The sequence below is a fragment of the Fibrobacter sp. genome, assembly GCA_024398965.1.
Lineage (GTDB): Bacteria > Fibrobacterota > Fibrobacteria > Fibrobacterales > Fibrobacteraceae > Fibrobacter.
This window is the reverse complement of the sequence record JAKSIF010000147.1, coordinates 1-1,403: the sequence shown is the minus strand read 5'-3', so window position 1 is coordinate 1,403 and position 1,403 is coordinate 1. Positions and strand designations below refer to the sequence as shown.

General features: G+C 47.8%; 2 protein-coding genes. Both read left to right on the top strand.

The window, feature by feature from the left end; genetic code table 11:
* On the top strand, nt 1-548 hold a 548-nt coding region (locus MJZ26_15195; protein ID MCQ2107121.1), incomplete at its 5' end, for a helix-turn-helix domain-containing protein.
* Nucleotides 479-1,369 carry an IS3 family transposase gene (locus tag MJZ26_15190; GenBank protein MCQ2107120.1) on the top strand — a complete coding sequence of 297 codons (891 nt, stop codon included), beginning with the start codon at nt 479-481 and terminating at the stop codon, nt 1,367-1,369. The genes MJZ26_15195 and MJZ26_15190, both read left to right, overlap by 70 nt.
* Nucleotides 1,370-1,403: the final 34 nt, after the last annotated feature.

Sequence of the window (1,403 nt, the reverse complement as noted above, 5' to 3'; positions counted from 1 at the left end):
TGGACAAAACTTTCGGGGTTTTCATGTATAAGAAACACACAGAAGAAGAATGGCAACTTGTATTCCATCTTTACATAAGCGGGATGTCTCCAGCACAGATTGCCAAGAAAACTAAACTTGATAAAAACGAGGTGTACTGCCGTTGCATGCAATATGAACAATCGGGGACGTTTCCAACAGGGCGTAGAAGCTACTCACGGCCAACGCCTGCGGTAAAGAGAAAGGTCATAGAAGACATTAACAATAAATCTCTATCTTTCTCCGCAACAGCAGTTAAGTACCAAATCAGCTTAGCAACCATTAAAAGGTGGCTGAAGAACTACCGCCGCGGTGGCTACGAAGAACTGCTCGCCACGAAACACAAAGGGAGGCCTCCGAAGATGCCAAAGAAAAAGAAATCAGCAAAGGGCATGACAGAACTCGAACGCCTTAGAGAGCGTGTGGAATATCTTGAAGCGGAGAACGCCTACTTAAAAAAATTGAAGGCCCTAGACCAGGAAGAGAATGCCGAGATGTTCGGTATAGGGCCGAGACAGTCCGAGGACTGAGCGACAAGCATGCGCTTAAGCATCTCCTGAAGGCAAGCGGGCTGTCCCGCTCCACATACTACTACAACATCCGGAAGAAAGCCGACCGCTACGCCGATGAACGCAAGCGGGTCAAGGCCGTACACGCAGAGAACAAGGGGCGTTACGGCTACCGCCGCATAAGGGACGAGCTAAGGAACGAAGGCTTTACGATCAACCACAAGACCGTGTACCGAATCATGAAGGAGGAAAACCTGAAGAATATCCGCAGGGGAAGCAAGTACCGTTCCTACAAGGGCGATGTGGGCAGGACTGCGCCAAACATCATCAATCGAGACTTCTCGGCAACAGCGCCGAATCAGAAGTGGACTACCGACGTAACCCAGATAAACATCGGTCAGGACAAGTGTTACCTGTCGCCAATACTGGACATGTACAATGGCGAAATCATCAGCTACACCATCTCAGACCATCCGGATCTAAGAATGGTGATGAGCATGCTGGACAAGGCTCTCGAGAAAAAACATGTTGATGACAAACTGATTCTGCACTCGGATCAAGGCTGGCATTACCAGCATCACAGTTACCAAAGAAAACTGCATGATTATGATATCGTACAGAGCATGAGCCGCAAGGGCAACTGCCTTGACAATGCCATGATGGAGAACTTCTTCGGCATCATGAAATCGGAACTACTATATCCCAACGAGTTCAAGGATATGGATCACTTCAAGCAGGAACTCAAGACCTACATCGAGTATTACAACAACAAACGGATAAAATCACGTCTAAAAGGAATGAGCCCGGTTGGGTACCGGACTCATTACGCAGTTTTATCCTAGCTTTCAACTGTCCAACTTTTTGGGGTCAGTTCAT